General features: G+C 72.8%; 22 protein-coding genes. 11 read left to right on the plus strand and 11 right to left on the minus strand.

What is annotated here, in order from left to right; genetic code table 11:
- Positions 1–133: 133 nt before the first annotated feature.
- Both FHU28_RS25865 and FHU28_RS25870 read left to right on the plus strand, forming a co-directional pair.
- Positions 134–946: an SAM-dependent methyltransferase gene (locus FHU28_RS25865; RefSeq protein WP_184686969.1), complete on the plus strand. Its 813-nt coding sequence runs from the start codon at positions 134–136 to the stop codon at positions 944–946.
- Entirely contained in the window at positions 939–2,690 is a 1,752-nt protein-coding gene (locus FHU28_RS25870) for a putative bifunctional diguanylate cyclase/phosphodiesterase (protein ID WP_184686970.1), read from the plus strand. The genes FHU28_RS25865 and FHU28_RS25870 overlap by 8 nt, the downstream gene beginning before the upstream one ends.
- A 43-nt stretch (positions 2,691–2,733) precedes the next feature.
- Here FHU28_RS25870 and FHU28_RS25875 read toward each other — a convergent pair whose 3' ends face one another.
- From FHU28_RS25875 to FHU28_RS25890, 4 genes are all read right to left on the minus strand, one after another.
- On the minus strand, positions 2,734–3,858 hold the full coding sequence (locus FHU28_RS25875; RefSeq protein WP_184686971.1) for a glycosyltransferase family 4 protein: 1,125 nt from the start codon (positions 3,856–3,858) through the stop codon (positions 2,734–2,736).
- A complete protein-coding gene (locus FHU28_RS25880) occupies positions 3,855–5,114 on the minus strand; it encodes a M48 family metallopeptidase (RefSeq protein ID WP_184686972.1) in 1,260 nt (419 codons plus the stop codon). The genes FHU28_RS25875 and FHU28_RS25880 overlap by 4 nt, the downstream gene beginning before the upstream one ends.
- A 219-nt stretch (positions 5,115–5,333) precedes the next feature.
- Positions 5,334–5,567, minus strand: a complete 234-nt coding sequence (locus tag FHU28_RS25885; RefSeq protein WP_260413097.1) for a hypothetical protein — start codon at positions 5,565–5,567, stop codon at positions 5,334–5,336.
- Positions 5,568–5,793: 226 nt separating this feature from the next.
- Positions 5,794–7,194 (minus strand): NYN domain-containing protein, encoded by a 1,401-nt coding sequence (locus tag FHU28_RS25890; protein ID WP_184686973.1) that lies wholly within the window; start codon positions 7,192–7,194, stop codon positions 5,794–5,796.
- Positions 7,195–7,320: 126 nt separating this feature from the next.
- Between FHU28_RS25890 and FHU28_RS25895 the strand changes: the two genes are divergently transcribed.
- The 5 genes from FHU28_RS25895 (at position 7,321) to FHU28_RS25915 (ending at position 12,862) form a co-directional block, all read left to right on the plus strand.
- Positions 7,321–9,078 carry a DEDD exonuclease domain-containing protein gene (locus FHU28_RS25895; RefSeq protein ID WP_184686974.1) on the plus strand — a complete coding sequence of 586 codons (1,758 nt, stop codon included), beginning with the start codon at positions 7,321–7,323 and terminating at the stop codon, positions 9,076–9,078.
- Between the two features lie 129 nt (positions 9,079–9,207).
- Positions 9,208–10,995, plus strand: a complete 1,788-nt coding sequence (locus FHU28_RS25900; protein WP_184689913.1) for a RelA/SpoT family protein — start codon at positions 9,208–9,210, stop codon at positions 10,993–10,995.
- Between the two features lie 49 nt (positions 10,996–11,044).
- Positions 11,045–11,584, plus strand: coding sequence for an NUDIX domain-containing protein (locus FHU28_RS25905; RefSeq protein WP_184686975.1), 540 nt, complete (start codon positions 11,045–11,047; stop codon positions 11,582–11,584).
- Positions 11,585–11,673: 89 nt separating this feature from the next.
- Positions 11,674–12,522 carry a nucleotidyltransferase family protein gene (locus FHU28_RS25910; protein WP_184689914.1) on the plus strand — a complete coding sequence of 283 codons (849 nt, stop codon included), beginning with the start codon at positions 11,674–11,676 and terminating at the stop codon, positions 12,520–12,522.
- Positions 12,523–12,574: 52 nt separating this feature from the next.
- Positions 12,575–12,862 carry an Lrp/AsnC family transcriptional regulator gene (locus FHU28_RS25915; protein WP_043329379.1) on the plus strand — a complete coding sequence of 96 codons (288 nt, stop codon included), beginning with the start codon at positions 12,575–12,577 and terminating at the stop codon, positions 12,860–12,862.
- 61 nt (positions 12,863–12,923) lie between these two features.
- On the opposite strand, the gene FHU28_RS25920 is transcribed toward FHU28_RS25915, so the two are convergent.
- The 5 genes from FHU28_RS25920 to ctaE form a co-directional block, all read right to left on the minus strand.
- The gene (locus FHU28_RS25920) at positions 12,924–13,592 is read right to left on the minus strand and encodes a DUF4142 domain-containing protein (protein WP_184686976.1); all 669 of its coding nucleotides are present in this window, start codon (positions 13,590–13,592) and stop codon (positions 12,924–12,926) included.
- A 208-nt stretch (positions 13,593–13,800) separates the two neighbouring features.
- A complete protein-coding gene (gene qcrB, locus FHU28_RS25925; RefSeq protein ID WP_184686977.1) occupies positions 13,801–15,432 on the minus strand; it encodes a cytochrome bc1 complex cytochrome b subunit in 1,632 nt (543 codons plus the stop codon).
- The gene (qcrA, locus tag FHU28_RS25930) at positions 15,429–16,517 is read right to left on the minus strand and encodes a cytochrome bc1 complex Rieske iron-sulfur subunit (protein WP_073831497.1); all 1,089 of its coding nucleotides are present in this window, start codon (positions 16,515–16,517) and stop codon (positions 15,429–15,431) included. The genes qcrB and qcrA overlap by 4 nt, the downstream gene beginning before the upstream one ends.
- A gap of 67 nt (positions 16,518–16,584) precedes the next feature.
- Positions 16,585–17,418 carry a cytochrome bc1 complex diheme cytochrome c subunit gene (gene qcrC / locus FHU28_RS25935; protein WP_184686978.1) on the minus strand — a complete coding sequence of 278 codons (834 nt, stop codon included), beginning with the start codon at positions 17,416–17,418 and terminating at the stop codon, positions 16,585–16,587.
- Between the two features lie 72 nt (positions 17,419–17,490).
- Positions 17,491–18,090 carry an aa3-type cytochrome oxidase subunit III gene (gene ctaE, locus FHU28_RS25940; RefSeq protein ID WP_030500142.1) on the minus strand — a complete coding sequence of 200 codons (600 nt, stop codon included), beginning with the start codon at positions 18,088–18,090 and terminating at the stop codon, positions 17,491–17,493.
- Positions 18,091–18,198: 108 nt separating this feature from the next.
- On the opposite strand from ctaE, the gene FHU28_RS25945 reads away from it, so the two are divergent.
- The 4 genes from FHU28_RS25945 (at position 18,199) to FHU28_RS25960 (ending at position 21,119) form a co-directional block, all read left to right on the plus strand.
- Positions 18,199–19,152 (plus strand): cytochrome c oxidase assembly protein, encoded by a 954-nt coding sequence (locus tag FHU28_RS25945; protein ID WP_030500141.1) that lies wholly within the window; start codon positions 18,199–18,201, stop codon positions 19,150–19,152.
- A 104-nt stretch (positions 19,153–19,256) separates the two neighbouring features.
- On the plus strand, positions 19,257–19,655 hold the full coding sequence (locus tag FHU28_RS25950; protein ID WP_116507591.1) for a response regulator: 399 nt from the start codon (positions 19,257–19,259) through the stop codon (positions 19,653–19,655).
- A gap of 80 nt (positions 19,656–19,735) precedes the next feature.
- Positions 19,736–20,782, plus strand: coding sequence for an anthranilate phosphoribosyltransferase (gene trpD, locus FHU28_RS25955; RefSeq protein WP_184686979.1), 1,047 nt, complete (start codon positions 19,736–19,738; stop codon positions 20,780–20,782).
- 130 nt (positions 20,783–20,912) lie between these two features.
- A complete protein-coding gene (locus tag FHU28_RS25960; RefSeq protein ID WP_184686980.1) occupies positions 20,913–21,119 on the plus strand; it encodes a hypothetical protein in 207 nt (68 codons plus the stop codon).
- A gap of 1,051 nt (positions 21,120–22,170) precedes the next feature.
- On the opposite strand, the gene FHU28_RS25965 is transcribed toward FHU28_RS25960, so the two are convergent.
- Both FHU28_RS25965 and ctaC read right to left on the minus strand, forming a co-directional pair.
- On the minus strand, positions 22,171–22,599 hold the full coding sequence (locus FHU28_RS25965; RefSeq protein ID WP_184686981.1) for a cytochrome c oxidase subunit 4: 429 nt from the start codon (positions 22,597–22,599) through the stop codon (positions 22,171–22,173).
- A gap of 10 nt (positions 22,600–22,609) precedes the next feature.
- On the minus strand, positions 22,610–23,581 hold the full coding sequence (ctaC, locus tag FHU28_RS25970) for an aa3-type cytochrome oxidase subunit II (RefSeq protein ID WP_030500135.1): 972 nt from the start codon (positions 23,579–23,581) through the stop codon (positions 22,610–22,612).
- Between the last annotated feature and the right edge of the window lie 90 nt (positions 23,582–23,671).

Below are 23,671 nucleotides of genomic sequence, written 5' to 3' on the forward strand. Positions count from 1 at the left end.
GCTGACCGCGCACGGTGAACGGCCGGACGCATAGCGACGACGGTCTTTGCACCACGACGGCGGAGGGGCAGAATACGCGGGTGATCCGCGCGGCGGTGACGGCCGCGCGTCGTCGACACCCGAGGGGCAGGACATGCAGCGGCCGGACTGGGCACCCGAGACGATCGACATCGAACGCCCCAGCGTCGCCCGCATGTACGACTACTACCTCGGCGGCTCGCACAACTTCGCCGCCGACCGGGCCGCCGCCCGGGCGATGGTGGAGGCGGTGCCGGAGGCCCCGCTGATGGCCCAGGCCAACCGCGCGTTCCTGCGCCGGGCGGTGCAGTACCTCGCCGGGACCGGCGTCCGCCAGTTCCTGGACATCGGCTCCGGCATCCCCACCGTCGGCAACGTCCACGAGATCGCCCAGGGCATCGACCCGGAGTCGCGCGTCGTCTACGTCGACGTGGACCCGGTGGCGGTGGCACACAGCCAGGAGATCCTGGCCGGCAACGATCGCGCCACGGTGCTCCAGGAGGACCTGCGCAACCCGGAGGCGATCCTGGCCCACCCGGAGGTCACCCGGCTGCTGGACTTCACACAGCCGGTCGCGGTGATGGTCGTGGCGGTGCTGCACTTCATCCCGGACACCGACCGCCCCGAGGAGATCCTGCGGACGCTGCGCGCGGCGCTGGCGCCCGGCAGCCACCTGGTGCTCTCCCAGGCCAGCGAGGACGGCCGCGCGGGCACCGGCGAACGGGCCGAGGCGGAGCGGGTCTACCGGCGCACCGACAACCAGCTCTGGATCCGCAGCCGGGCCGAGCTGACCGCGCTCTTCGACGGCTTCGAGCTGGTCGACCCGGGCGTGGTGTGGGTGCCGCAGTGGCGGCCGGACTCCCCCGACCAGGCCGAGAACGCCGAGCGGGCGGTCTTCATGGGCGGCGTCGGGCGGCTCGGTGGGTGACGACGCGACCCGCTGCCGGCCCGGCGTGTTCGCCCGGGCCTGGGCGAAGGCCGTCTCCGGGACCAGCTACCTGCCGATGGCGCAGACGCAGCTGGAGGAGATGTTGCAGCGGCTCACCGAACGGCTGGCCCAGGCGCTGCGGGCCGAGCCGTTCGACATGCGGATCGGCCAGCAGGTCGGCGCGGAACTGGTGCAGGCGCACATCGCCTCCGCCGAAGGGCTGGGCCGCACCGTCGAGGTGATCCAGCTGCGCCTGGTCCGCGACCTCGACCTGGTCGTCGACGACGTCGAGGACCGGATGGCGCGGCTGCTCGCCACCGTCGCCACCGGCTACGCCCGCGCGCTGCGCGACCGCACGCTCGACGAGCAGGAGTCCATCCGCCGCGCCGCCATGATCGCCCGGGCGCACGCGGAACGGGCGCTGCGCGACAGCGAGGCCCGGTTCCGGCACCAGGCCACCCACGACCCGCTCACCGGCCTGCCCAACCGCACGCTGTTCACCGAGCGGCTGGCCGCCGCGATCACCCGGGGCGCCGACCGGGTCGGCGTCTGCTTCCTCGACCTGGACCGGTTCAAGATCGTCAACGACTCCCTCGGCCACCAGGTCGGCGACTCGTTGCTGGTGGCGGTGGCACAGCGGCTGCACGAGGCGCTCGGCGAGCATCTGGTGGCCCGGCTCGGTGGCGACGAGTTCGTGATCCTGATCGAGCGCACGACCGGCACCGACGACGCGGTGAAGGTCGCCGAGGCGGCGCTCGCAGCGGTTGGCGAGCCGGCGCTCGTCGACGGCCACGAGCTGACCGTCTCGGCGAGCATCGGCATCGTGGAACGCCCGGTCGCGGGCACCTCCCCGATGGAGCTGATGCGCGCGGCCGACAGCACGCTGCACTGGGCCAAGGCCGCGGGCGGGGCCCGCTGGTCGCTGTTCGACGCCGACCGCAACCGCCGCGACCTGGCCCGGTACGCGCTGTCCGCGGCGATCCCGGCCGCGCTGGACCGGGGCGAGTTCTACCTCGACTACCAGCCGCTGACGTCCCTGCGCGACGGGCGGGTGCTCGGCATGGAGGCGCTGGTGCGCTGGCGCCACCCCGAGCTGGGTGTGCTGCGGCCGGACAGCTTCATCCCGCTGGCCGAGGAGACCGGGCTGATCGTCCCGCTCGGCAGCTGGGTGCTGGCCGAGGCGTGCCGCGAGGCGGGCACCTGGCCGGCGGTCGACGGCGACGCGCCGTTCGTCAGCGTCAACCTCGCCGTACGCCAGTTGCACCGGGCCGACCTGGTGCCCGAGGTACGCGGCGTGCTCGGCCGCACCGGCCTGCCGCCGCGCCGGCTGCAACTGGAGATCACCGAGAGCACCATGATGAGCACCGTGGTCGAGCCGGTGCGGGCGCTGCGGGTGCTCGGCGACCTGGGCGTCCGGGTCGCCATCGACGACTTCGGCACCGGCTACTGCAACCTCGCGTACCTGCGGGACCTGCCGGTCGACGAGCTGAAGGTGGCCGGCGAGTTCGTCACCGGCCTGCGCGCGCCGGACAGCGGCACCGACGAGCGGATCCTCGCCTCGCTCGTCTCGCTGGCGCACGCGCTGGACCTGACCGTCACCGCCGAGGGCGTGGAGACGGCCGACCAGGCGGACCGGCTGCGCGCGATCGGCTGCGACGCCGGGCAGGGCTGGCACTTCGGCCGCCCCGGCCCGGCCGCGCCGCACCTGGGCCGGGTGCCCGTGCACGTCGAAGCCGTCTCCTGAGGCGGACCGGCCGCCGGGCCGGAGCCGCTGTCCGGGGCGGCGGTCAGCCGGCCAGCAGCGCGGCCATCCGCTGCGCCTGCGTCTCCCAGCGCCACTCCCGCTCCACCCAGGCCCGGCCGGCCGCGCCGAACTGCCGGGCCAGGTCCCGGTCGGCGAGCAGCGTGGCCACCCCGTCGGCGAGCTGGGCCACGTCCCGGCCGGAAACCACGAACCCGGTCTCGCCGTCGCGGACCGCATCCGGCGCGCCCCCGGAGTCGCCGGCCACCACCGGCAGCCCGGTGGCCCCCGCCTCCAGGTAGACGATCCCGAGTCCCTCCACGTCCAGGCCCCGGTTACGGGTGCGGCAGGGCATCGCGTAGACGTCACCGGCCGCGTAGTGGGCGGGCAGCGCGTCCGACGGCACGGAGCCGGTGAACACCACGTCGTGTTCCAGCCCGGTCTGCCGGGCCAGCTTCTCCAGCGTCGAGCGGTACGGCCCGCCGCCGACCACCAGCAGCGCGGCGCCGGGCACCCGGCGGCGGATCTCGGGCAGCGCGCGGATCAGCATGTCCTGGCCCTTGCGGGGCACCAGCCGCGACACGCACACCACCACCGGCCGGTCGGCCAGCCCGAGCCGCTTGCGGACCTCCTTGCCGTCGACGTCCGGGTGGTAGGTCTCCACGTCCACGCCGGGCGCGAGCCGGCGCAGCTCGGTCAGCCCGTCCAGCACGCGCGCCAGCCGCGTCCGGGTGTACTCGCCGAGGTAGGTGGTCACGTCCACGCCCCGGCCGATGCGGCGCAGCGCCGAGCGGGCGCCGGGCAGCGCCGCCCAACCGACCTCGTGCCCGTGGGTCAGCGCCACCGCCCGGCGGATCCCGGCCCGCCGCCGCAGGCCCGTCGCGAGCAGCCCCAGCGGGGCCGCCGCGCCGAACCAGACCGTGTCGCAGTCGTACGCGCGGGCCAGCCGCGCCGCCCGCCGGGCGATCAGCGGCGTGGGCAGCAGCACCCGGGTACGTTCCCGGACGACCTCGAACGGCTGGTCGGCGTCGAACTTCTCCGCCCCGCGCCAGCTCGACGCGTAGACCACCACCGAGCCGGGCGGCTGGCGTACCGCGAGGTTGTGCACGAACGACTGGATGCCGCCGGGGCGCGGCGGGAAGTCGTTGGTGATCAGCAAGGTGCGGCTCATCGGCCGGACTCCCTGGCGTAGGCGCGGGCGGCGGCCATCCGCTCCACGGTGGACGGGTGGGTAGCCGACCAGAGGTGCTCCCAGCGCGGCGGGTCGGGGTCGGCCAGGTTGACCCCGGCCAGCCGGCGCTGCATCGCCTCGAACGTCGCCGGGTCGCCGGTGAGCGCCAGCGCGTGGGCGTCGGCGCGGGCCTCGATCCGGCGGGAGACCAGCGCCTGCACCGGCGTGGTGAGCAGGCCGGCCACCGTGACCAGCGCGATCAGCAGCGGGAACGCCCGCGGCTGGGCGATCGAGTCGACGCCGGCGAGCCGCAGCAGTGGCGTCCAGGAGCCGATCAGGTAGAGCGACACCACCGCCGCGGCGGCGCCGAGCGCGCCGAGCAGCGTGCCGGTCCACACGTCCCGGTCCTTGGCGTGCCCCAGCTCGTGGGCCACCACGCTCGTCACCTCCGCCGGCTCCGCCTCGCGCAGCAGCGTGTCGTAGACCACCACCCGCCGCGTCGGCCCGAGCCCGGAGACGTACGCGTTCACCGCGCTGGTACGCCGGGACGCGTCGGCGACGAGCACGTCGCGCACCGGTACGCCGTCCCGGGCCGCCATCGCGGTCAGCTCGCTGCGCAGCGGGCCCGGCTCCATCGGGGTGAACCGGTTGAACACCGGCTCGACGAGCACCGGCAGCACGAACGACAGCACCACCACCAGGGCTGCCGCGCCGGCCGCGCCGAACGCCCACCACCAGCGCGGGGCCAGCCGGATCACTGTGTAGAAGCCGAGCAGCACCAGCGCGCCGATCACCGCGCTCACCGCGTACGACTTGAGCAGGTCGACCGCCCAGCCGCCCCAGCTCTGGGTGCTCAGCCCGTAGCGGACCAGCACTGTGCGCCGCCAGGCCGCGAAGGGCAGGGTGAGCAGGTCGGCGAGGAACATGACGGCCAGCCCGCCGAGCACGGCCTGCGCGATCCAGTGCCCGCCGAAGGGCCGGCCGGCCAGTTCGACCAGGCGCCCGCCCAGCGGGGTGAGGCCGAGCAGCAGTGCCACCACCAGCCCGACCGCCAGCGCCGACCAGGCCGCCGGGCGCAGCGCGCCGTGGAACGCGCGGCCCCGGGCCACCTGCTCGGCCGGTAGCTCCCGCAGCGCCGCGAGCTGGTCGGCTCGCGGCGCGGGCGGCCGGCTCCACGGCACCAGCAGCGCCACCGCCACGAGCAGCGCCACCGCCAGGCCGGCCAGGGTCAGCAGGGCCCACCCGCGCGGGGTCACCGCCGCACCTCGCCGTCGTGCCCGGTCCGCGTCATGCCGCCCCCTCCCACCGTGACCGCTCATCCTATTGCCCGGCCCGCGCTCGGACCGCCGTGCCCGACGACCGTCCCGACCGCGCGGCCCGGCATCTGCTCAGGCCCAGCGACCGGCATCCGCTCGGGCCCGGCGACCGGCATCTGCTCAGGCCCGGCGAAAGGCCGACAGCAGCCGGCAGGCGGGTCAGGCGATCCGGCGACGGCCGGTACGGCGGGGCGCCGGCGCCCGTCTCGCGGCCGGCGCCACGGCGGGCGCGGGTGGCAGCACCTCGACCTCGAACCCGGCCCGCGCGAACACCTCGATCGCCCGGTGCTCGGCCGGGCCCAGGTCGGCCGGGTCGGAGTCGAGCAGAGCGGTCACCAGGCAGCCGGAGCAGCCGGCGCCGCGGTTGCCGCAGGTGTCGCAGTCGATGAGCATCAACGCCTCCTGACGGGTCGCCGGTGGCGCTCGGAGAAGGGACCACCACCGTCGGTCACCACGACGCTAACGCCCGGGTATGACAGAACCGGACAACGAGGCAGCACCCGCCGCGAACCCCAACCAGTACGCCGAAGTGGCGCGATCAGCACGCGCCCGACCCCGCCACTCCCCCGATCTGGAGTCGATCAAGCAGGGCGGCGGTCAAGCGGGGACGGCTGTGCGGTCAGGAGCGGGCCAGGCGCCGCAGCAGCGAGTCGGCGCCCAGCGGGTACGCGCCGTGCCGGCGGACCCCGTCGGCGACCTCGCGGTCGGAGGAGACCACCACCACCGGCCGCCCGGCCGGCTCGGCGCGGACCAGCCGGCGGATCAGCTCGTCCGCGGTCTCGCCCTTGCGGGAGAACAGCACCCGCACGCCGCGCGGCGCGGGCGGCAGCCCGTGGATCCGCTCGGCGCCGTCGAAGACCACGGTGACCTCGTCCCCGGTCTGCGCGGCGATCCCGCCCAGCCCGGTGATCAGCCGCTTGCGCTGCTGCTCCAGCGACATCTCACCGAAGCCGCGCTTGGTGACGTTGTAGCCGTCCACCACCAGGTGTGCCCGGGGCAGCGCGAGGAGCTGGTCGAGGCGGGCCGGGTCGTCGGTGTCGCGGGCCCTGGTCGCCGGTCCGGCCGGCGCGGCGCCCGGCTGGTCGGCGAACGCGTCGGCGACGAAGTCGGCGGGCAGCTTGTCCACCGGGTCGAGCGCCAGCTCGCGGCGCAGCCCGACGGCCGCCTGGCCGATCGTCTCCAGCAGCAGCCACAGCCGGGCGTCGTCAACCGAGCGGGCCTCCTTGGCGCTGGCCCGGGCCACGCCGGCGGCGGCCTCCGCCTCGGCCAGCCGGGCCCGGGCGCGGCGCAGCTCGGCGTCCGCGTCGGCCGCCGCGCGGGCCGCCCGGCCCCGCTCGGTGGCGAGCAGTTCGGTGGCCTTGCGCTCGCGGCCCTGGGTCTCCCGCAGGGTACGGGCCAACTGGCGCGCCTCCTCGCGGAGCTGACCCAGCTCCTCCCGGACCCGGGCCAGCTCGTCGCGCAGCTTCTCCGCCTCCACCCGGGCCACCGCCCGGTCGTGCTCGGCACGGGCGGCCCGCTGCTCGGCCTCGCGGACCAGTTCGGCCACGACCGCACTGTCGGCCTCGGCGCGTACCGCCTCGCCGCTGGCCTCGATCAGTTCCCGCCAGCCGCGGGGCCGGGCCAGGTAGGCCAGGGCGGCCACCTCGACCGGGTCGGCGGCGGCCGGGGCGGTGCCCTCCACCACCGCCGCGCCGAGGTCGCCGGCGTCGGCCAGCACCCGGGCGGTGATCCGCTGCCGGAACAGCGGGTCGGCGGTGAGCTGGGCGGCGATCACGGGCGCGCCGAGGCGGGCGCGGCGGTTCGGGGCGAACTTGGCGACCCGCCGCAGTGGCACCGGCACCTCGTCGGCGGGCAGGCCGGGCAGCACGGCGGCGGTGAGCGTCACGATCCGCTGCCGGACCGGCTCGGGCAGGGTGGGCTCAGGCTCGACCGGGATCGGCGCGTCCTCACCGGCACCGGGCACACCGACCACCGGCTCCTCCGCGGAGGAGTGGTCGTCGTACGGCTCGGTGAGGGGCATGAGGCAAGTCTCCCACCCCGAACGGGCCCACCGCCCAGTGGTGAGCCGATCTCTCATCGTACCCCCGTGGTAACTCCTGGGACCGCAGTGACGCGAGTGTCGGACCGTGCCGCTAGCGTCCCGCGGGTGACACGAGCGGAGTACGTCCAGGAGTCGCTGGCCGGCCTGGACACTGCGGCGGGCAGCGCTGTGGACCCGGCGCTGCCGCTCTACGCGACCACCTTCGTGGTGGTCGACCTGGAGACCACGGGCGGCGCGCCCGACGGCGGCGGGATCACCGAGATCGGCGCGGTGAAGGTGCGCGGCGGCGAGGAGCTGGGCGTGCTCGCCACGCTGGTCAACCCGGGCGTGCCGATCCCGCCGTTCATCACCGTGCTGACCGGCATCACGCAGGCCATGCTGCTGCCCGCCCCGCCGGTCGAGCAGGTGCTGCCGAGTTTCCTGGAGTTCATCAGCGACGCCGTGCTGGTCGCCCACAACGCGCCGTACGACGTGGGGTTCCTCAAGGCCGCCTGCGCCAGGCACGGCTACCGCTGGCCCAACCCCCGGGTGCTGGACACGGCCGCGCTGGCCCGGCGGGTGCTCACCCGCGACGAGGTGCCCAACCGCAAGCTGGGCACGCTCGCCGCCTACTTCCGCACCGCGACCCAGCCCACCCACCGGGCGCTGGACGACGCCAAGGCCACCGTCGACGTGCTGCACGGGCTGATCGGCCGGCTCGGCGGGCACCGGGTCGACACCGTCGGCGAGGCCATCGAGTTCGCCCGCGCGGTCACCCCCACCCAGCGCCGCAAGCGGCACCTCGCCGACGGGCTGCCCAAGGTGCCGGGCGTCTACATCTTCCGGGCCGCCGACGACCGGCCGCTCTACGTCGGCACCTCCGGCGACGTCGCCACCCGGGTCCGCAGCTACTTCACCGCCGCGGAGAAGCGGGCCCGGATCTCCGAGATGCTCGCCGCCGCCGAGCGCGTGGAGGCGGTCGAGTGCGCCCACTCGCTGGAGGCGGAGGTCCGCGAGCTGCGGCTGATCGCGGCGCACGCGCCGCCGTACAACCGCCGGTCGAAGTATCCGGAGCGCCAGGTGTGGCTGAAACTCACCGACGAGGCGTACCCCCGGTTGTCGATCGTGCGCGACATCGCGCCGACCGACACGGCCTACCTGGGGCCGTTCCGGTCCCGGCAGGCGGCCGAGCTGGCCGCCGCCGGTTTCCACGACGCGGTGCCGCTGCGCCAGTGCACCCACCGGCTGTCCCGGCGCACGACCATGCCGGCCTGCGCGCTGGCCGAGCTGGGGCGCTGCCCGGCGCCCTGCGAGCACCGGATCACCCCCGAGGAGTACGACGACCGCGCGGCGACGCCGTTCCGCACCGCCACCCGCGACGACCCCGGTGTGGTGGTGGACGCGCTGCTCGACCGCATCGAGGTGCTGTCGGCCGCCCAGCGCTACGAGGAGGCGGCTGTGGTACGCGGCCGGCTCGTAGCGGTGCTGCGCGCGGCGGTCCGGATGCAGCGGCTGGCCGCGCTGACCGGCATCGCCGAGCTGGCCGCCGCCCGCCCGGCGGCCCGGGGCGGCTGGGAGCTGGCGCTGGTCCGGCACGGCCGGCTGGCGGGGGCCGGGGTGTCCCCGCCGGGTGTCCACCCGCGACCGACGATCGCCGCGATCCGGGCCACCGCCGAGACGGTGCTGCCCGGGCACGGGCCGGTGCCGTCCGCGACCGCCGAGGAGACCGAACGGATCCTGTCCTGGTTGGAGCGACCGGAGACCCGCCTGGTCGAGGCGACCTCCGGATGGGCCTCGCCGGTGGCCGGGGCGGGGCGTTTCCGTGACCTGCTGGCGAAGGCGGAGAGCGGCGGATCGCACAAAGTCTCGACCGAACGCTCATGACCAACTGACCGATCGGACTACCTCGACTCCCTTAGTCTGTTAAAGGAGTGCAGACCTGCCCGATTCGCGGGCTCTGCTCCCGGCCGCCGGTTTCCGGCGGCCGAGGGCCGGGGTGAGGAGGTGTCCCAGGTGGACGTCGACGCCGGACACGGCGCCGCCCTGGGTGGCGCGCTTCCAGCCCAGGGCGAACTACCGCTCACCCGCCGCCTGCGTTCCCTGCTCACCTGGCCGACCTCCGACGGCGACCCGGTCACCACACTGGTCCGCGCCCACCGGGGCATCCACGCGAGCGCCGACGCCTCGATGCTGCGTCGCGCCTACACGATCGCCGAGAACATGCACCGCGGTCAGTTCCGCAAGAGCGGTGAGCCGTACATCACCCACCCGCTGGCGGTGGCGCAGATCTGCGCCGACCTCGGCATGGACACCATCACGCTGGTCGCCGCGCTGCTGCACGACACGGTGGAGGACACCCGCTACACGCTCCAGGCGCTCCAGGAGGACTTCGGCCGCGAGGTCGCCCACCTGGTCGACGGGGTGACGAAGTTCGACAAGGCGTTCTACGGCAAGGCCGCCGAGGCGGAGACCGTCCGCAAGATGATCGTGGCGGCCGGCAAGGACGTCCGGGTGCTGGTGATCAAGCTGGCCGACCGGCTGCACAACATGCGCACGCTCGGGGTCCGCTCGGCCGCCTCCCGGGAGCGGATCGCCCGCAAGACCCAGGAGGTCCTGGTCCCGCTCTGCGACCGGCTCGGCATCCAGACGCTCAAACGCGAACTGGACGACGTGGTCCTGCTGCACCTGCGGCCGGAGGAGCACGCCCGGCTCGCCCGCTTCGTGCACGACCGGCCCGGCTGGGACGCCTACCTCGCCGACGTGGTGGCCCGCACCCGGGTGGCGCTGCGCCGCAACCGGGTGGACGCCGACGTCTCTCCCCGTCCCCGCCACCTCTACTCGATCTGGAAGGACACCGTCGCCGGCGGTCACGCGGCTCCGTACGACCTGCCGCGTATCGCGATCGTGGTGGACGGCCCGGCGACCGACTGTTACGCCGCGCTGGGGGCCGTGCACGGGCTCTGGCGGCCGGTGCCGGGCCGGTTCAAGGACTTCATCGCCTCCCCGAAGAACAACCTCTACCGTTCCCTGCACACGAGCGTCTGCGGCCCGCAGGACCGCACGGTCGAGGTGCTGATCCGCACCAACGAGATGCACCGCTCCGCTGAGTACGGCGTGGCCGCCCACTACCGCTTCCCCCGGGCCGCGGGCCGGGGGGTCGACCGGGCGGACGAGCTGGCCTGGCTGCGCCGGGTGCTCGACTGGGAGCAGGAGACCGTCGACCCGACCCAGTTCATGGAGTCGCTGCGCTGCGACCTGTCGGAGGCGCAGATCCAGGTCGTCGCCGACGGGCGGCAGGTGGTGCTGCCGGCCGGGGCCACCCCGGTCGACCTCGCGTACGAGCTGGGCACCGAGCGCGGTGACCACTGCCTGGCGGCCCGGATCAACGGCCGGCTCGCCCCGCTCTCCTCCGAACTGGAGGAGGGCGACGTGGTGGAGATCTACACCGAGCGCGACACGGAGAACGGCTGCGAGGCCGACGCGCCCCCGCGCGGGCCGCGCCGGGAGTGGCTGGGCTTCGTCAAGTCCCCGCACGCCCAGATGCAGATCAACCGCTGGTTCGCCGAGCACACCGAGCCGGGCATCTCGATCGCCGACAAGGTACGCCTCGGCCGGGCCTCCATCGGCTTGGCGCTGCGCAAGCACAGCCGGGGTCTGGCCAGCGACCTGCCGCTGCTGCGGCTGTCCGAGGAACTGGGCTACCCCGACCTGGAGACGCTGCTGGTGGCGGTCTTCGACCGCGTTGTCGAGCCGGACACCGTGGTCGAGCAGTTGATCGACCTGGTCGACCACCGGCAGTAGGCGAAGCCGGTTCGCCCGCGTCCGCTCCGGGGCCACTAGCCTGGACGACATGATCCCCCGCGCGCGTGCCACCGGACGGGCCATCGGCTACCAGATCTTCTACCGGCTTCCGGTCCCGCTGCGGCGGCGGCTGGTGCGGCTGGTGGTGCCGAAGTACGTCGTCGGCGCGGTCACGCTGGTCCGGGACGCGGAGGCCACCGGCGCGGGCCGGATCCTGCTGCTGCGCCAGCCGCCCGGCTACAGCTGGACGCTGCCCGCCGGGCTGCTGCAACGCGGCGAGGCCCCGGTGGTCGGCGCCGCCCGGGAGCTGTACGAGGAGTCCGGCGTCCGTCTGTCCCCGGACGCGCTGCGCCCGGCGGTGCCGAACGCGGTGGTGCACGCCAAGGGCTGGGTCGACGTGGTGTTCGAGGCGGAGGTGCCGGCGTCGCGCACCGAGCTGAAGGTGGACGGGGCCGAGGTCTTCGAGGCCGCCTTCCATCCGCTGGACGACCTGCCCCGGCTCAGTCGCGCCACCGCCAACCTGCTGGGCTACTACGGCATCGGCCCGCGCGCCGGCGAGGTCCCGCCGGTCGCGCCACCGGCCGCGTGAACACCCCGGTCCCCGGCGCGCCCGACCCGGCGTCCCGCGGCGCGGTGACGCCCGGCCCGGCGGCGGGCGGCCCGGCAGTGAACGGCCCGGTGGCGGGGGTCGAGGTGTGCGCGGTGGTGCTGGCCGCCGGCGAGGGCACCCGGCTGCGCCCGCTCACCGAGCGGGTGCCGAAGGCGCTCTGCCCGGTCGGCAACGTCCCGCTGCTGGACCGGGCGCTGGCCCGGCTGGCCGGGCTCGGCCTGACCGGTCCGGAACGGGTCGCGGTGAACGCCTGCTACCTGGGTGACCAGGTCGTCGCGCGGGTGGGCGACCGGGCCCACCTGTCGGTCGAGCCGGACGCCCCGCTGGGGACCGCCGGTGGTGTGGGCCGGCTGCGCGACTGGATCGCCGGCCGGGGCGTGCTGGTCGGCAACGCCGACGCGTACCTGGTCGATCCGCTGGCCCCGCCCGGGCCGGACATCGCCGCGCTGCTCGACGGCTGGGACGGGCACGGCGTACGCCTGCTCGGCCGGCCCGCCGACGACCCGGACGCCCTCGGGACCTTCGACGGCCACGAGTTCGTGGGTTTCTCGCTGCTGCCCTGGCGGCTGGTCCGCGACCTGCCGGCCACGTTCGGCGACCTGGTCCGGACGGTGTGGCGGCCGGCGGAGGCGGCCGGCGCGCTCACCGTGGTGCCCTACCGGGGCACGTTCTACGACACCGGCACCCCGGCCGACTACCTGGACGCCAACCTGCACGCCGCCGGCCCGGACGGGCTGGTGGACCCGTCCGCAGCCGTGACCGGCCGGGTCACGGCCTCGGTGGTGGGCGCGGGCGCGCGCGTGCACGGCGACGCCGACCGGTCCGTGGTGTGGCCGGGCGCGCGCGTCGCGGCCGGGGAACGCCTCCACCGGGTGATCCGGGCCGGGGACGACCTGACCGTCCCGGCGGCGCGCTGAGGGCCGCTGGCTCTAGCATGGGCCTCGTCGCCGACGAACGGAGAACCGTCCCGTGATCACCGCGATCGTGCTGATCGACTGCGCCACCGACTCCATCCCCGAGGTGGCCGAGACCCTGGCCAACCTGCCCGGCGTCAGCGAGGTCTACTCGGTGGCCGGGCACGTCGACCTGATCGCCATGGTCCGCGTCCGGGAGTTCGAGCAGATCGCGCAGGTCATCGCCGGCAGCATCTCGAAGGTGCCGGGCGTGCTGAACACGGAGTCGCACATCGCCTTCCGTGCCTACTCCCAGCACGACCTGGAGGAGGCGTTCGCGATCGGGCTCGCGAGCGCCGACTGACACGAGCCGGTGACCGGCCCGCCCTCGTGGGCGGGCCGGTCACCGTCGACCGTGCGGTACGTCAGCTCTGGCTGGGCACCGGGGTTTCCGTGGTGCCCGGAGCGGGCTCCTCGGTCACGGTGCCGCCCGGAGCCGGCGACTCGGTGCCACCCGGGGACGTGGTGCCGCCCGGGCTGGGCGTGCCGCTGGCACTGGTCTGCGGAACCGGGACACCCAGCGTCTGGGCCAGGGCCACCAGCGCGTCGTAGTGCGCCTGCAGGACCGGCAGCGCGTCCTGCGCGATCTGCACCACCGACTGCTCCGAGCCCTGCGAGATCTCGGTCTGGGTGGCCTGGATTGCCTGGACGTGGCCGGCGAGCTGCGCGGTCACCCAGGCCTTGTCGAACTCGGGCCCGTTGAGGTTGTTCAACTTGTCGAGGACCTTCTGCTGGTCGGCGGTCGGGTCGGCCGGCAGCTGCACGTTGAGCTGCTGGGCGGTCGACTGCACCGTCTGGTCCAGCTGGGTGTGGTCCGTGACGAACATCTTGCCCAGGTCCTTGACCTGCTGGTTCTGGCCCTTCTGCTCGGCCAGGTTACCGGCGGTGATCTCGAACAGGTTGACCTGGTGCACCGCCTGCAGGTACTGCGTGTCCTGCGTCGACGGCTGCGCCGCGGCCTGCGCCGCGGCGGCGGGCGCCAGCCCCACGACCACCAGCGCGGCCATCAGGCCCAGGCGTTTGATTCCCAGCATTCTTCCTCCCCCATGAGACGTCGGACCGCACGGATACCCGGCTGACCGGGGTTATTCCTGCGATTCCACCCGTCCGTGTCGGGGGCGGCGGGGACCGGTGCACCGCACGCCGGACGCCGGGCGGGCACAACCGGACGACAGGTGCGTAAACGGCAGTGGCGCCCGCCGGATGATCCGGCGGGCGCCACTGTCAGTCGTACCGGGAAGGTCAGCGACGGCTCTCGCCGCTGCCGATCTCCTCCCGCTCCGGCCGGTCCTCGACCGGCGGGTGCCCCGGCGAGACCGGCGCCTCGGCCGGCTTCTCGATCGGGTAGAAGAAGCCCCGGATCGCCGGGCCGAGGGCACCGAGCCGGTTCATCTTCTTCGGCACCACCCAGCCGACGTAGTCCAGCGCCGGCGGGTGACCGTCGTGTCCCTCGGCCGAGGTGAGCGGCTGGTGGACCTCGACGAACCGGCCGTCGGGCAGCCGCTTGATGATGCCGGTCTCCACGCCGTGGGCCAGCACCTCCCGGTCGTGCTGCTGCAGACCCAGGCAGATCCGGTACGTGACGTAGTACGCGATCGGCGGCAGGATCAGCAGGCCGATCCGGCCGGCCCAGGTCATCGCGTTCAGGCTGATGTGGAACTTGTCGGCGATGACGTCGTTGGCGCCGGAGAGCGTCAGCACGATGTAGAAGGCCAGCGCCATGGCGCCCACGGCGGTCCGGGCCGGAACGTCCCGGGGCCGCTGGAGCAGGTTGTGGTGCTTGTAGTCCTTGAGGCGGCGCGCCTCCAGGAACGGGTACATCGTCGACAGGCCCACCAGGATTCCGGGTAGGACCACAGTCGGCCAGAACAACGGTGGAATGACGTACCCGTTGCCGATCGGAATGTGGATCTCCCAGCCCGGCATGAGTCGGGTCGAGCCGTCGAGGAACATGACGTACCAGTCGGGCTGGCTGGCCGCCGAGACCACCCACGCCTCGTACGGGCCGAACAGCCAGATCGGGTTGATCTGGAACATGCCGCCCATCAGCGCGATCACGCCGAAGACGACCATGAAGAAGCCGCCCTGCTTGAGCGCGTAGCGCGGGAACATCCGCTCGCCGACCACGTTGTCGTTGGTCCGGCCGGGGCCGGGCCACTGGGTGTGCTTCTGCTTGAACACCAGGCCGAGGTGCACGCTGATCAGCGCGACCAGCAGGCCCGGGACGAGCAGCACGTGGGCGATGAAGAAGCGGCTGATGATGATCGTGCCGGGGAACTCCCCGCCGAAGATCGACGAGCTGACCCAGGAACCGATCACCGGGATCGACAGGATGATCGCGGAGGCGATCCGCAGACCGGTGCCGGACAGACCGTCGTCCGGCAGCGAGTAACCGGTGAAGCCGGCCAGGAAGCCGACCCAGAACAGCAGCGAACCGATGATCCAGTTGGTCTCACGCGGCTTGCGGAACGCGCCGGTGAAGAACACCCGCAGCATGTGCACCACGATCGCGGCCATGAACAGCAGCGCCGCCCAGTGGTGCATCTGCCGCATGATCAGGCCACCCCGGACATCGAACGAGATGTCCAGGCTGGAGGCGTACGCGGCCGACATCGGGGTACCCCGCAACGGCGCGTAGCTGCCGTTGTAGATGACCTCGGTCATCGTCGGCTCGAAGAAGAACGTCAGGAAGACGCCGGTCAGCAGCAGGACGATGAACGAGAAGAGCGCGATCTCGCCCAGCAGGAACGACCAGTGGTCGGGGAAGACCTTGTTCAGCAGCTTGCGCAGGGGCGTGGCCACCTGGAAGCGGTCGTCCACCGCCCGCGCGCTCTTGGCCGGCAGCGCGGCGGCATCAAACTTTCGGCGCTTCATGGCCGCTCCCAGAAGTCGGGACCGATGGTCTCGGTGTAGTCGGACTTCGCCACGAAGAAGCCCTCCTCGTCCACCTCGATCGGCAGCTGCGGCAGCGGCCGGTTCGCCGGGCCGAAGATCGGCTTGGCGTTGTCGGTGATGAGGAACTGGGACTGGTGGCAGGGGCAGAGCAGGCGGTTGGTCTGCTGCTCGTAGAGGCTGGCCGGGCAGCCGGCGTGCGTACAGATCTTGGAGTACGCGACGTAGTTGCCCCACATGTAGTCGCCGTGGCCCTTGCGCTCGTTCGCGGCGCGCGACTTCTGCGCGTCGTCCTCCCGCAGGTGGATGAGCAGGGTGGGCGAGTCGGCGTGCTTGTTGCTGACGCCGCCGTCGATGCCCGGGAACACGGTGAGCTGGCCACCGACGCTGACGTCGGCGGGGCGGATCGGACGGCCGTCCTCACGGATCAGCCGGATCTTCTTGCCGCCCTCGCCCGGCTGGAAGCCGGTGGTGAACATCTGGTTGTTCTTGTGCGGCTGCTCGATCAGGCCACCGATCAGCGGCGCGGCGGCCACCGCGCCCACCGGCGCCAGACCGGCGAGCAGCGAGATGCCGAGCAGCGGCCGGCGGCGTACGCCCATCTCGTCGGCCAGGTAGAGCATGGTCTCACCGGTGATCTTGCGACTCTCCGGGTTGTCGACCTGGTCGTGCCGGTCCTGGATCGACACCTCCTTGGGCAGCAGCTTCTTGCCCCAGGTCAGGATGCCGAAACCGATGCCGAGCAGCGCCAGGCCCAGCGTCACGCCGAGCAGCGGCGTGTAGAGCTTGTCGCCGCCGCGACCCGGCTCCCACTGCCACGGCCACCAGATGTAGACCACCAGGAAGGCGGTCGCGAAGACGCCGGTCAGCAGGAACATCAGGGCGACGGTACGGGTCAGCCGGCGCTCGGCCTTGCTGCCCGGGACCACCTGCGGCTCGTAGTGGACGATCTCGATGTCGTCCCGCCGGGCGCCCTCCTGAACGACCTCGAACCGGGAGAGCCGGGGGTCGTTCACGTCGAGCGGCTCCGGGCCCCGCTGGGCCTGGTGCTCGGTGTGGGTGCTCATGCCGTCACCTCGCTACGGGTGACGCCGGGGGTCGGCGCCACAGCACTGGAAGCATTGATCCGTCCGGTCACGACTTGCCCGCAATCCACAGGCTCGCGAAGACCAGCGCGACGATGCCGACCAGGAAGATCGCGACACCCTCGGTCGACGGGCCGTACCGGCCCAGGTTGAAACCGCCCGGGTCGCCGTCGTGCTTCAGCGTCTCCTGGATGTAGGCGATGATGTCCGCCTTCTCCTCGGGCGTGATCTGGTTGTCGCCGAACACCGGCATGTTCTGCGGGCCGCTCAGCATCGCGGCGTAGATCTGCCGGTCGCTGGCCGGCGCGAGGCTCGGCGCGTACTTGCCGGAGGACAGCGCGCCGCCGCCACCGCCGAAGGCGTGGCACTGCGAGCAGTTGATCCGGAACAGCTCGCCACCGGTGGCCAGGTTGGCGCCCTCACGCAGGTCGCCGTTGGGCACCTCCGGACCGCCACCGAGCTCCTGGATGTACTGCCCGAGCTGGCGCACCTGCTCGTCGGTGAACTGCGGCGGCTTGCGCATGGCCTGGGCCTCCTGCCGGGCCATCGGCATGCGACCGCTGCTCACCTGGAACTCCACCGAGGAGGACCCGACGCCGATCAGGCTCGGACCACGGCCCTCGACGCCCTGGGCGTTGCGACCGTGACAGGTCACACAGCTCACGTCGAACAGCGCCTTACCCTCGTTGCCTGCGGCGGTCAACGGCGGGTTGTCCTGCGCCTGCACGCCGGGGGCGAAGACGGTGTAGGCACCGCCGGCCAGCATCAGCGCGGCGAACAGCCGGACCGCGGCGCCCAGCCGGCGGCGGCCCCTGCTGCGCGCTACGGGCCGCCCGCGCAGCCGCGCGAGCAGACCGCGGCGGCGGTCGTTGTCAGAAGTCATGACCTGTGTCCTTAACCGGTTGGACCTTGTCTCAGGGGACGGAGCAGCGGCGCGGTTCGTGACGCGCCAAGATCACTGGAGCCAGTAGATCATGGCGTAGAGCCCGATCCACACGACGTCCACGAAGTGCCAGTAGTAGGACACGACGATCGCCGAGGTCGCCTGGGCTGGAGTGAACCGGCCCATGGTGGTGCGGATCATGAAGATGATGAAGGCGACCAGACCGCCGGTCACGTGCAGACCGTGGAATCCGGTGGTGAGGTAGAACATCGACCCGTAGCCGTCTTCGTTGATCTTCACGCCCTCGTGCACCAGGGTCCGGTACTCGTTCAGCTGACCGAGTACGAAGATCAGACCCATGATGAACGTGATCGTGAACCACCGGCGCAGGGCGTGGACGTCGCCGCGCTCGGCCGCGAACACGCCGATCTGACAGGTGATCGAGGAGAGCACCAGGATCACCGTGAACGTGGTCGCGTACGGGATGTTCAGCACCTCGGTGTGCTTCTCCCACTGCTCCGGCGCAGCCGCGCGGATGGAGAAGTACATCGCGAACAGCGCCGCGAAGAACATGAGTTCGCTGGAGAGCCACACGATCGTCCCGACGCTGACCATGTTGGGTCGGGTCAGGGAGTGGATCCGGCTCTTGTCAATGGCTGGGGCCGCAGTCACGCGGTCATTATTGCCCCTGACCGGGACCGACGATCAGCGGGGTGCCAAACCCGCCCCCTCCGTGGCCCGATCGTGGTGGTCCACTTCGCCTGACCTACCCTGAAAAGCGTGCTGCACGTCGATCAGATCCTCGCCGTCACCTCGGCCGTTCCGGCGACGCTGGCGGCGGGAGGCGAGAGCGCCCCGCCGCCGTTCACCGTGGCCCGGGTGTTCACCGAGACCCGGCTGGACAGCTGGCTCACGCTGGGCATCGTGCTGGCCGCCGGTCTCTACCTCTACGGGGTGCACCGGCTGCGGCTGCGCGGCGACCGCTGGCCGGTCATCCGTACCGTGTCGTTCCTCGGCCCCGGCCTCGGCGGCATCGCGCTGGTCACGCTCACCGGGCTCGGCGCGTACGACACCGCCCTGCTCTCGGTGCACATGGTCCAGCACATGGTGCTGTCGATGATCGCGCCGATCTTCCTGGCGCTCGGCGCGCCGGTCACGCTGGCGCTGCGCACGCTGCCGGTACGCCCGCGCAAGCGCCTGCTCGCGATCGTGCACAGCCGGATCGCGCGGATCTACAGCTTCCCGCTCGTGGCGTTCACCATCTTCGTGGTGAACCCGTTCGCGCTCTACTTCACCGACCTCTACGAGTTCACCCTGCGTCACGAGTGGGCACACGAGCTGGTCCACGCGCACTTCATCGCCACCGGCTGCGTCTTCTTCTGGCCGCTGCTCGGCCTCGACCCGCTGCCCGGACGCTGGCCGTACCCGGCGCGCGCGCTGCTCATGCTGCTCTCGGTGCCGTTCCACACCGTGCTCGGGCTCACCATCATGCAGAGCACCACGCTGTTCGGCGGCGACTGGTACCCGTCGCTCAACCTGTCCTGGTCCGACCCCTGGAACGACCAGGTGGTGGCCGGGGGCGTCCTCTGGGCCGGCGGCGAGTTCGTCAGCGTCACCATGCTCGCCGTCCTGGTCGTCCAGTGGGTCAGACAGTCCGAGCGCGAGGCCCGCCGGCTGGACCGCGAACTGGACCGCCAGGAGGCCCGCGAGCGCGCCGCGGAAGCCAGCGCCTGAGGCCCCTGCAGGGGTACGCCCCAAGCCCGCCCGGGCGGGGCGACAGGCCGAACGTTACGCCCGCTACGATCAGCGGGCAGCTACGAGGTGGGAGCCACGTCACGATGAGCGATCGTCTTTGCACCGTCCTGCTCTACAGCGACGACCCGAAGGTCCGCGACCGGATGCGGCTGGCCGTGGGCACCCGGCCGGCGCCCGGCATCGAGATCGAGTTCGTCGAGGCCGACGAGTACGCCGCCTGCGTCCGGCTGGTCGACGACTACGAGATCGACCTGCTGCTGCTCGACGGCGAGGCGAGCCCGGGCGGCGGCATCGGCATCGCCCGCCAGATCAAGGACGACCGGGACGACGCGCCGCCGACCTGCGTGGTGCTGGCCCGCGCCGCCGACCGCTGGCTGGCCGCGTACGCCGAGGTCGACGCCACGCTGACCCACCCGCTGGACCCGGTGATCGCCGGCAGCACCGTCGCGGAGCTGCTGCGCCGCACCCCCGCCGCCGCCTGATCCCCCGGCCTTCGCGCGCCACGGCGACGCGGCCGTGGCGCGCCCCAACCGCTTTCCTCACGCCGCTCGGGAGGCCCGTCATGGGCGAACGGACCTGGCCGCTCTTGCTGAACGCGCTGCTGCGCGGCGAGGAGCTTTCCACCGCCGACACCGCGTGGGCGATGGGCGAGATCATGGCCGGCTCGGCCACCCCGGCGCAGATCGCCGGGTTCGCCGTGGCGCTGCGCACCAAGGGCGAGACGCCCGCCGAGCTGGGCGGCCTGGTCGAGGCCATGCTGACCCGCGCGGTGCCGGTGCGCCTGCCCGACGAGGTACGCGAAACCGCGCTGGACGTGGTCGGCACCGGCGGTGACCTCGCGCACACGGTGAACATCTCCACCATGGCAGCGCTCGTGGTCGCCGGGGCCGGCGTCCGCGTGGTCAAGCACGGCAACCGGGCCGCCTCCTCCTCGTGCGGCACGGCGGACGTGCTGGAGGAACTCGGCGTACCGCTGGACCTGGCGCCCGAGCAGGTGGCCCGCTGCGTCACCGAGGCCGGCATCGGCTTCTGCTTCGCCGCCCGCTTCCACCCCGGCATGCGCCACACCGGCCCGGTCCGGCGCGAGATCGGCGTACCCACCGCCTTCAACTTCCTCGGCCCGCTGACCAACCCGGCGCGGCCCCGCGCGGGCGCGGTGGGCTGCTTCGACCGGCGGATGGCCCCGGTGATGGCGGCCGTCTTCGCGGCCCGCGGCGACTCCGCGATCGTGGTACGCGGCGAGGACGGCCTGGACGAGTTCAGCACCGGCGCGCCCACCCGGGTCTGGGTGGCGCAGCAGGGCACCGTCACGGAGGCGCTGCTGGACGCGGCGCAGCTCGGGGTACCCCGGGCCACCCTGGCCGACCTGCGCGGCGGAGACGCGGCCTACAACGCCGACGTGGTCCGCCGCCTGCTGGCCGGCGAGACCGGCCCGGTGCGGGACGCGGTGCTGGTCAACGCCGCTGTCGCGCTGTCCACCCAGGGCCCGCTCGACGGTGATCTGCACGAGGCGCTGCGGGCCAACCTGGACCGCGCCGCCGAGGCCGTCGACTCGGGCGCCGCCGCGGCCGCGCTGGAACGCTGGCTGGCGGTCGCGCGCGCCGCCTGACGCGGGCCTGACGCGGGTGTTGTCGTACCCGCGTGCCAAACTACACGGGAGTTATTTTCCGTTTTCGGTCTTTGGTCCACCGGCCGGCGCCCCACCGCCCCGGCCGGTGCCCGGAGCGAGAGGAGCCCCCGTGTCTGACCGCGAGCTGCACTGCGACACCTGCGAGGACGTCGTGCTGTTCGAGGCGCCGCCCTGCGGCGACGGGCACGGCGTCGACTGCCCGGAGCTGATCTGCACCGGCTGCGGCGCGGCAGTGGTGATCGCCACGTTCACCTTCCGCCCGACGCGCCTGTCCGGCCGCCGCCCTCGCCGCCCGTCCCACGCCCAGGCCGCCTGACCGCCGCTCCCCTCCCCGCCCTTCCCGCGCCTTCCGCGCGCAGAGGCACCCTTCCACGCCGCGCCCTTCCGCGCGCAGAGCGCCCTTCCCGCGCCACACCCTTCCCGCGCCCTTCCCGCGCCGAGCCATTCCTGCGCCCCTTCCGCGCCCTTCCGCGCACAGAGCACCCCTTCCGCGCCGAGCCATTCCTGCGCTCTTTCCCCTGTACCGCACCCTCTTCTGCACCCTGTCCGCGCCGCGCGTGTCCGTGCCTCTTTGCGCCTCCGCGCCGCGCGCGGCCGCCCACCCCTCCCCTCCCCTCCCCGCCACGTCGCGTCGCGCCACGCCGCGCCGCGCCGCGCCGCGCCCGACAGCCCACCCGTCCGCCGCTCGTGATCAAGGAGTTTGTGTCCCCCGCGGTCGCCCAGGCGGACACAAACTCCTTGATCACCGCCGCCTGGTGGCTGGCAAGTGGTGGGTGCGCCCCCGTCCGAGGCCGTGATCAAGGGGTTTGTGTCACCGACGGTGCGCGAAATTGCCTCAAACTCCTTGATCACCGAGGCCCGGCCGGGCACGGGAGCGCAGGGTGGCCGGCGCGCTGGGCGGTGGGCGGTCGGCGTAAGGCGTCGGGCGTGGAGGGCGAGCGCTGGGGCTTGGGGTGAATGTCGGCGGTGACCCGTGACGGCACCGGTCTTGGGAGCGGACTGCGGTTCCGCCCATGTGGACAAGCCGCGCGATGGGAGAGAGATCTTGGTAGGAAATGGCCCCCATGAGGGCGCTTTCCTACCAAGATCTCTTGTGGTCCTGGGAAGTGGAACGGTGCTCTCGGTGAATGGAACAGCCGGGAGGGCGTGAGCCCGGGTGGTGCGCGTCGGCGGCGGAGCGGGAGAGCGCCAGGCCGACCGCACGGGGCGGTGATCATGAGGTTGGCGGGGACAAAAGGGACCGCCGGTGCCGCCAACTTCATGATCAACGCGCGCGGGGCGAGGGCGGTGCCGGGGGCAGGCGGGAGGGGGAAAAGCGGCAGGCCCGCTACCCCGGGAGGGGTGCGGGCCTGCGGTGGTGCTTCGGGTCAGTGCTCGGCGGTGCGGCGGGTGCCGGAGTAGTACTCGAAGAGCAGCCCGCAGGTGGCGAAGACCACCGCCACCATGCCCAGTCCCAGCAGCCAGAACTGCCAGAACACCAGACCGAGACCGGCGATCGCGGCGGCCAGCGCCAGACCGAACGGCCAGTAGCTGCCCGGGCTGAAGAAGCCGACCTCACCGGCGCCGTCGGCGATCTCGCCGTCCGGCCGGTCCTCGGGGCGCAGGTCGATACGGCGGGAGACGAACCAGAAGAAGCCGCCGCACATGGCGCAGAGCAGGAAGGAGAGCAGCAGCGCCACGGTGCCGATCCACTCGATGTGGCCGTTGCTGTCGGCGTACGTCCAGGCGCCGTAGAGGATGGCCGCGCCGAGGAGGAACGTGGCGATGGTGAGGAAGATCTTCCACTCGGTCTTCATGCCGGACCTCTCAGCTTCCCGCGCCGGCCTGGGCGTCGGACGGGTTGAAGTTGTTCACGTCGCGCCGGGTGTCGAACGGCTTCGTCTCGGTGGCGTACTCGGGCTCACCGATCGCGCCGAGCGCCTCCTGGGTCGACTTGCCGGCCTTCTTGGCCGCCAGGAACTGGTCGTACTTCTCCGGCGAGACGACCCGCAGCTCGAAGTTCATGAAGGCGTGGTAGCTGCCGCACAGCTCGGCGCAGCGGCCGACGAACGCGCCCTCCTGGTCGATGCTGGAGACCTCGAACGTGTTGCGCACGTTGCCCGGCATGACGTCGCGCTTGAACAGCAGCTCCGGCACCCAGAACGAGTGGATGACGTCGCGGCTGGTCTCCTCGAACCGGATCGAGCGGCCGCTGGGCAGCACCAGCACCGGGATGACCTCGCTGGTGCCCAGCACCGAGGCGACGGTGTTGGCGTCGCGGCCCTCGCCGTCGCGGTAGTTGAACTGCCAGTTCCACTTGAACGCCACGACCTCGACTGTGACGTCCGGGTTCTTCGACTCCTTGATCACGTCGGTCTGCACGACCGCCGTGTAGTAGAAGAGCACGGAGACCACGAGGATCGGCGCGATGGTGTAGAGGAACTCCATCGGCAGGTTGTAGCGGGTCTGCACCGGCAGCTCGTTGCCGCGCTTTCGGTAGCGGACCACGCACCAGAAGATCAGGCCCCAGACGAACACACCGACGGCCAGCGCCGCGATGCAGGAGGCGATCCACAGGTCGTACATGCGCTGCGACTCGGGCGTGATGCCGCCCTGCGGCCAGCCGAACCCGCCGAACGCCTTGCCGACGTCACAGCCGGTGAGCGAGACCAGCAGCGCCGCCGCGCCGAGACCGAGCCCGGCGATTCGACCAGCACCACGCCGCCGGCGTCCACCGGCCCCCGGGGAAGCGCTGTCCCGTACGGCCGAGCGCCGTACCTCCGAACTCCTTGCGACCACCTGGTCCTGCCTCCCTAGCGCGCCGCGGCGGTTGTTCTCCTTGACACCGACGGCAAAGGCGTCACCGACGGTCGCAGATTACTCGACCAT

Origin of the sequence: Micromonospora echinospora (assembly GCF_014203425.1) — a bacterium.
Lineage (GTDB): Bacteria > Actinomycetota > Actinomycetes > Mycobacteriales > Micromonosporaceae > Micromonospora > Micromonospora echinospora_A.